General features: G+C 48.5%; 6 protein-coding genes and 2 pseudogenes. 2 read left to right on the top strand and 6 right to left on the bottom strand.

Annotated elements, in window-relative coordinates:
- The 4 genes and pseudogenes from H567_RS30215 to H567_RS0120820 all read right to left on the bottom strand — a co-directional run.
- A pseudogene (locus H567_RS30215) lies at positions 1-140 on the bottom strand (SAM-dependent methyltransferase); the annotation flags it as partial.
- Between the two features lie 484 nt (positions 141-624).
- Positions 625-795 (bottom strand): type II toxin-antitoxin system RelE/ParE family toxin, encoded by a 171-nt coding sequence (locus H567_RS30210; RefSeq protein ID WP_244155535.1) that lies wholly within the window; start codon positions 793-795, stop codon positions 625-627.
- An 82-nt stretch (positions 796-877) separates the two neighbouring features.
- A complete protein-coding gene (locus tag H567_RS0120835; RefSeq protein WP_279615014.1) occupies positions 878-1,129 on the bottom strand; it encodes a type II toxin-antitoxin system Phd/YefM family antitoxin in 252 nt (83 codons plus the stop codon).
- Between the two features lie 613 nt (positions 1,130-1,742).
- Positions 1,743-3,188, bottom strand: coding sequence for an amidohydrolase (locus tag H567_RS0120820; protein ID WP_028322870.1), 1,446 nt, complete (start codon positions 3,186-3,188; stop codon positions 1,743-1,745).
- A 683-nt stretch (positions 3,189-3,871) separates the two neighbouring features.
- On the opposite strand from H567_RS0120820, the gene H567_RS29925 reads away from it, so the two are divergent.
- Entirely contained in the window at positions 3,872-3,994 is a 123-nt protein-coding gene (locus H567_RS29925; RefSeq protein ID WP_279615013.1) for a hypothetical protein, read from the top strand.
- 606 nt (positions 3,995-4,600) lie between these two features.
- Positions 4,601-5,296, top strand: coding sequence for an IS66 family transposase (locus H567_RS0120805; protein ID WP_028322868.1), 696 nt, complete (start codon positions 4,601-4,603; stop codon positions 5,294-5,296).
- A gap of 33 nt (positions 5,297-5,329) precedes the next feature.
- On the opposite strand, the gene H567_RS0120800 is transcribed toward H567_RS0120805, so the two are convergent.
- On the bottom strand, positions 5,330-5,908 hold the full coding sequence (locus H567_RS0120800) for a flavodoxin family protein (protein WP_028322867.1): 579 nt from the start codon (positions 5,906-5,908) through the stop codon (positions 5,330-5,332).
- A gap of 254 nt (positions 5,909-6,162) precedes the next feature.
- Positions 6,163-6,249 (bottom strand): annotated as a pseudogene (locus H567_RS30205) (SAM-dependent methyltransferase); the annotation flags it as partial.

The raw sequence follows: 6,249 nt of genomic DNA, 5'->3' as shown, positions 1-6,249 counted from the left end.
GAACCGCTGCCGAGGTCGAGCACTCGGGTTCCCGTTTCAAGACGCAGCGCCGCGCCAAGAGTGGCGAGCTTTTCGGGTGTGAACGGGTTATGGATGCGGTGAGCACTTTCGGTAATGTTGAAGATCCGTGGAATATCCAATGCGGAAAAATCTCCTTTTGGCTGTGAATAGATTCAGTCACTGCCTAACGGTCAATATTGTAACCGGGTTGAAGCTTGTCTTCATTCCAGGTGCAATCTTAAGCGTTGGATTGAAACACGGTGAGTGTGAGGAATTTCCACTACCGTCGGGAATGATGTTCCCTCATGTTTCAGCGCACCTTTTTGCGCGCATAACTCCAGCTGGACTACCGATCGGGCAAATCATCGTAAAAGTCACACTGAATGTCAATCTAATTTCGTTTAGATATTGAACAGAAAGAGCGGTTTCAGTTCGAAGGGGATTCTGCACGTCTCGTAGGCGCTGCATTGGGGTCTGTCAGGATTGAAATGGGACGTAGAAAAGGGGAAGGTGTGCAGACGTCAAGGAGGCAAAAGTTTATCCCTATCACGATCATTATAAACTGCACGCTCATTGTCATACTTCTCAATAATGTTATACCTTGGTTTCATCTATCGGCAATATCTATTTCCCATGTAGAACAGTGATTATAAATATTTGTTTTGTTCCGATATAAATGACCTGATAATTTCCGTAAATGAACTCTCTGAATTCCCGTTCATTGATTTCAGGGACAATCCTCCCAATTTCTGGATTGGACTGAAGTTGCTCAACCTTTGAAAATACTGCACGAATCCATTTGTCTGCTGCATAGGTTTGAATTGAAAAATGTAATCAACTATTTCCGATATCCTTTCAACAGCAAGAGGAGACCACACTATCTGCATTGAGGAACTCGCTTCAATAATTTGTCTTTGGCCTCTTGGTGAAGGATGCCTTCTCCTTTTGCCAGTTGGTTGAGAGAGCTTTGAACGTCTGAAAGGAGTTCCATCTTTTTTTGCATGGCTTCAAATTCACTTGCGCTCAACAGCACGGCAACGCCTTTGCCATGCTGTGTAATGATAACCGGGCGCTTCGTCTTATGGACTTGTTTGATATAAGAAGCCATGGCATTTCTGACTTCCGACATTGGCCTGATGTCTTGATCAATTTTGAATTTTTGTATTTTGCACCTCATTCGATATTCATTTTGTATAAAATACCATACAAATTCATGTGCGATCGAGTGTTTTTTACTAGGGATAACTTTTCAATCGAAGCTGTGAAAGAGGCCGTCATCACACACTAAAATGCGCTTGGGCTGCCGTCCCCGTTTTTATCGATATTCCGGTCCAGGGCGTAAATCGCCGGGGGATAGGCCTCGACCTTTTCCTAGTGGGAGACAACTCCTTCAGGAGGCTGAAGAGCTCGTCAAAGACCCTGCGGATCAATTCCCCCGGGACGTCGTAATAAGAGAGAAAATCGATGGCCATGGAATCATGGGGCTGCCTTCATCATGCCTTGGCTCAGTTGCAGGCCACGGAATTCGAGACCCCGAATCACCTATTCTTTCGACGCAATAAACCCCTGAAGAAGGTCCTGTCTACGCTGAAAACAATTAAGATTTCAATTCCTAAACCGATTCTGGAATCTGTGAACCACCATTCAGAGGCGTAGTAACACGCGTTTTTTAGGCCTGCATCTAACTGTTCGGATTTAATGCCGTTTTCGGCTACCCTTTGACTGCCCACCCGGAACTTAGGTTAAGGATGCCGTAAATGACTGTCAGAAATTGACGGCGTGCAGCTCCTTTTTGACGAGCAAAAATGGTACATTTTTAGACGCCCGTTGACATATTCTCCATATTCGACTTTTCCATTGATTATAGTCATCAGGACCTTAATATTTTTTATATCTTCCAAATCAACCATCATAGGGTCTTGGGACAGAACAACCAAGTCAGCGAATTTTCCTGGCATGATGCTCCCGATCTTTTTTTCCGCTCGCAATGCGTACGCCGCTTCAATAGTCATCATCTTCAGGCACTGCAAAACCTCTAGTGTCTGTTCCTCGATTGGCTCGTCGCATTCACCGCTGTATACTGTGAAAATATTGCTGCCGGTAACCATGGCGTGGATTTTGAGCATCGGATTGATGGTTTGCTCCCCGTACGACGGCCAATCGCTGTCTAGCGCCATATGGATGTCTCTAAGAGAAAGATCATACCATCTTTTGTAATAAGCAATGTTATCATCACCGATCCCTCTTCTGAGGTAGGTATTCAGTTCACACCGCGAGAAGGGCTCGATTAGCGCGACAATGTCACTGTTCTCATACAGCTCGAACATGTCGTCTCTGAGAAAGGAGTTATGAAGGATCATGTGCCGGTTAATGTTAGGCTTTCCCTCCAGAACAGAAGCGATGGCCAACAAACTGGTTTCGATCCCCAGATCTCCCATGGCATGAATGGCAACTTGGTATCCTAAATCATCGGCTCGTTGGATAACGGCTGATAATTCATCTTCAGATAAATGAAGACGACTATTTTGATAGAGACTATCCTCCGGCAAGTTCTCCTTCAGATCATCCGAAAAAACAGGCCGTGAACTAAAACCATCACATACCGACCTTTCTGCATAAATTTTGATCCCGTTGACCCAGATGTTATGCGCAAGCGCTTCCTTGGGAGCATAGGCCTCATACCAATTTCCGAAAACATCTCCACAGCTATGATTGAAATTGAGGTAAAGGAATACACGATTGCGTACACGACCTTTATCGGCGTATGCTAAAATGAAATCCAGCCATTCTTGGTCGGTATACATGTTCCCAAAAGAGGTGATACCGTTTTCTACTGCCATCGCTTGGACGCGATCAAGGGTATTGTAATCAAAATAGGGCTGAGCACCGTTGAATAGATGGGTGTGCGGATCGATAAACCCCGGGAAAACTGTTTTACCTTCCAAATTAATGACCACCGTGCCGGGTTTGCGCATTGCCAATATGGTCTGATCATCTCCGACAGCTTTTATTTTGCTGCCTTGTATATAAACGGCACTGACCGTCTCCATGTTTTCGGTCACATCCAAACTGCCGGTCATCGTATAGAAAGTGGCATTATGCAAAATGAGGCTTTTTGCGCAGGCAGCGTCCACGATAAGGAAAGAAAGGACAAAGAAAATACAAACCAGAGTGTTGAGCTTTTTCATACGTCCTCCTGACGATTGGCCCTGATGTCGAAAAAACATCCATCGCTGAATCACATCAGGTTAAGAAAAAAAACCAGGTCCTTTGGCAGCCCTGCCTATCGATGGCATTGGAGTTCCGTTGATCATTTGTATGATGAAGCGGCTGATTGTCTTGTCAGCAGAAAATATTCTTTCTTATCAGTATCGTCATGTTTTATTATTACCTGGATTTTGCATCTGAATAGAGAGAACGGGTAGAAAGCATCTGGGAACGGTTGCTACAATGGGGGTTACGAAGCCAACCTATAAAAACAGGAAGGTCCCCAGATGGTAAATCCAAGAAATCAAATTTTCTCAAAATCCGCAACCGTAATGGATTTAGCCAAAAAGGCGCGAAGGCCAAGAAAATCAGCTTATGATATGTGCAGCGAGCAGCTGAGTGCATTTAACGGCGTTTTGCCGCTGATCAAATTTTAACCGGTCCTTCTAGTTTGACTCGCTCCCTCATGGCTAAACCGGCGGGGAGCAAGGTACAGGTAGTTTGAGACGTACGGGGAACATAAGCACCTCCTGGGAAGAGGTTTGGGAGAAAAGGAATTTTAAATACTCATTAAAATATAACTTTGAAAATGTAAATACAATTAGTATCCATCCGGAAATAATTTCCCGGTAGAACCCAGTTTCCAATCCGGAAATGATGATTTTTGGTTAATCTCAAGGAAATCAAGCGTTTGCGCCGAGGCGACCTGCAGGTCGCCGCACAAGTAAACGTGCAGGTTGACGCCGAGATGGGCCAAAAAGACCATTTCCAGATGGCAACGATCTAAAGTAAGTGAGGGAGATTTATATCTGATAGCGCAATCCAAGATATATAAATCGTAGTAGCCGATCACAGGAGATGCATTTTCCCCTGGCGTCAGCGGCTAAATTTTTCTAGGGTGCTTTGCCAGGAGGGAACAGCACCTTAGCAGAGACCCTGTATCAAATTCGTAGTCGTCAGATCAGAGAGGAAGACCTCTCGTTTATCCGCGATACCATCTCCCGGCATTGGGAACGCGGTCGAAGCGCCATTTCCCGAGTGCTGTGTGAGCACTGGGACTGGCGGCAGCCGAACGGGCAACTCAAAGGGATGGCCTGCCGTGCGCTCCTGCTCAAGCTCGAAGAAAAAAAGGTCGTCAACCTCCCTCCTGCTTTGTCCACAACGAATTATCGGAAGCCCCGTAAGTCTGTTCGACGCAGCTATAGCTACGACACCTCGGAGATTCACGGAACGGTCTCCGAGTTTGGCTCTTTGAAAATCGAGATGGTCCGGCGCATCCCGGATGAAGGCCTGTGGGATCACCTGGTCGACAAGTACCATTACCTGGGGCGCCCCCGAATCGTCGGGGCATACTTGAAGTACTTGGCCTACCTGGACGGACACACCTGGTGGCTTGCCTCGGTTGGGCCTCAACGGCCTCCTGCAATGGCTGTGGGTCATGGCGGGGCCGGCAGCGGCTTTCTTCATGATCCATTCCAACCGCTCGAAGGAAGCCTTGCAAGCGCTGATCAAGGACTGGGCCGGCATCCTGGTCTCGGACGGATACGGCGTGTACCGCCAATGGGTCGGGCTGCGGCAGACCTGCCTTGCTCATCTGATCCGCAAGGCCAAGGAACTCTCCGAAAGGAAAGACCCGGACATAAAACGCTTCGGTCTCTGGGCGACCCATGAACTCCAACGACTATGTCATATGGCCAATGCGCCCCCCTCCGTCGGAGAGTGGCAGGCCTTTTATGCTCGTTTGATCCCCTTGATCACCCTTCATGAGGAGCGTAAGGATGATACCGGCAGATTTGCACGCCGTCTTCGCAGGGAGATCGAAAACCTTTGGACGTTCCTCTCCGAGCAGGGTGTGGATCCCACGAACAATCATGCTGAGCGGATGCTCCGATTCGCCGTGCTGTGGCGCAAATCCAGCCAGGGTACATCCAGTGAAAAAGGCAATCGCTGGGTGGCGCGTGCCCTCTCACTCAGGCAGACATGCCGTCTGCAGAAAAAAACAACCTTCCCCCTCCTTGTTGATGCCCTGCGCGCCTACTTCCGGGGTCAGGAACCCGACCTCGCCTGGATCGCTCAGCCCACCCTTTAATCCACACCCCGTGATCGCTTACTTCTTGGAAAGTTATCTCTGTATGAGTTTTTTTCCCAATCGGTGCGCCTTTCCCGCTAACAAGGGAGAAATCTCATTTGACTTTTTGGTCCCTGGTTTTGTGATTTTTCCCACTATGTTGTACCCTCCGTAGTGTAAAACTTCCCTGACCGCCCGGAGGGCTCCCCTGCTCTCAGGAAAAATGAAATTGAAAGGCCACGGTGTCGTGCAAGCCGTCACAACAACGGCGCGCTTTCCTTTCTGCTTTGGTTCTGGCATTCCCCTAGGACTTTCGCCCATAAATACCGGCACATTGCGATCGAAAAGAAGCTTTAGCGGCGCGGACATATTCCCCCAGTGCGTCGGCGTGCCAATAACCAAGGCATCAGCATCCTGAATCTTCTTACCCACTATGTGCGCATCATCTTCAGGCAAAATACATCTTTCTTTCTCTCGGCAGGCCATGCAGGCTGTGCAAAATTTCATGTCGAGATTGCATACATCAATCCACTCGATAGCATGTTCGGCCGATAGGGATTCCGTTACCGCCTTTAGAAGTGAAGCGACCGTTCCATTTCGCCGAGGGCTTCCGTTCAGCACCAATATTTTCACTTTATGGTCTTCCCTCCAGTTTTCCCGGCTGTGCGGCACACGGCAGCGTGTCCGCAACAGCCACCGTTTGGCCCTTCCTGCAACTCCTTTTGCATGGATCTAAAGAATATCTTGAGTCGGATCACTTCAGCATCTCTCCCTGCTCATTCCACCCCTCGGCCAGGACCGGCCGCTTGGCCAACCGTTCCAGTACCTCTCGTGACGAATCCATCTCGGTTTTTCCCCACTTTTCGAGTCGCCCGGCAACCCCCAAATCACCGCGTCATCAGCGCGAACACGCCCCAGCCCAGGTATTCACGCGTGTAAGCGGCGTAGCGCTCGGGTTCCGAGGTCAGTTGGGC

It is taken from the genome of Desulfatiglans anilini DSM 4660, from assembly GCF_000422285.1.
Lineage (GTDB): Bacteria > Desulfobacterota > DSM-4660 > Desulfatiglandales > Desulfatiglandaceae > Desulfatiglans > Desulfatiglans anilini.
Note: the sequence above shows the minus strand (reverse complement) of the source record. Positions and strands in the feature narration are given on the sequence as shown.